This is a genomic window from Massilia sp. P2_C2 (assembly GCF_056404615.1).
In genome coordinates, this window is the sequence record NZ_JBFUDR010000653.1 from 1 (window position 1) to 786 (window position 786).

Genomic DNA, 786 nt, shown 5'->3' on the forward strand with positions numbered 1-786 from the left:
CACTAATACCCCAAACCCCAAACGGAATTACGGCATGGTCACTGCCACAGTCGTGGGCGTACCCAACCGCGTGAAACGATTGAGGATGGCGGCACGGACCTGTAACTCGGCGACCTGGCGGTCGAAGTCACGCGCCATGACGCGTTCACCAAGCAGCTTGAAGCAACGCATTTTGGTCTCGACAAGGCTGCGCCGATGGTGCCCGCTCCACTTTTTCCAGATTTTCCGGCCAAGCTGGCGCGTCGTCGCSAGAATGGCATTGCGGGCTTTGGCGCCGGGACGCTGGTCCTTCCATGGCTTGGCGTTCTTGCGAGTAGGGATGATCGCCTGCGCCCCACGTTGCGCAATCGCTTCGTGACAACCTTTCGTGTCGTAGGCGCCGTCACCACTGACGCTCGCGATCATCTCCTCGGAGGGAATCTGGTCGAGCAGGCATGGCAGTATCGGAGCATCGCCGGTGGCGTTGTCGGTCACCTCGATGGCCCGGATTTCCAACGTGGCCGCGTCAATCCCAAGGTGGACCTTGCGCCATTGGCGACGGTAATCGGCGCCATGCTTTTTGGTCTTCCACTCTCCTTCGCCCAGCATCTTGATGCCCGTGCTGTCGACCAGCAGGTGCAATCCCGTTGTCGTCGGCTGCGCCCCGATCGTTACCGAAAGATGCTTCTGGCGCCGGCTGACCGTGCTGAAGTCGGGAACCCGCCAGTCCAGCCTGGCCAACTCGAGCAGGCTCTGCGTCATGCCCATCGCCTGACGCAAGGGCAGATTGAACAGGCCCTTGACGGT

Annotated in this window: 1 protein-coding gene; it reads right to left on the reverse strand. The window is 61.3% G+C overall.

What is annotated here, in order from left to right:
- Positions 1–27: 27 nt before the first annotated feature.
- Positions 28–786: IS5 family transposase (locus AC1DYX_RS31655; RefSeq protein WP_477266233.1), on the reverse strand; the 759-nt coding region annotated here is incomplete at its 5' end.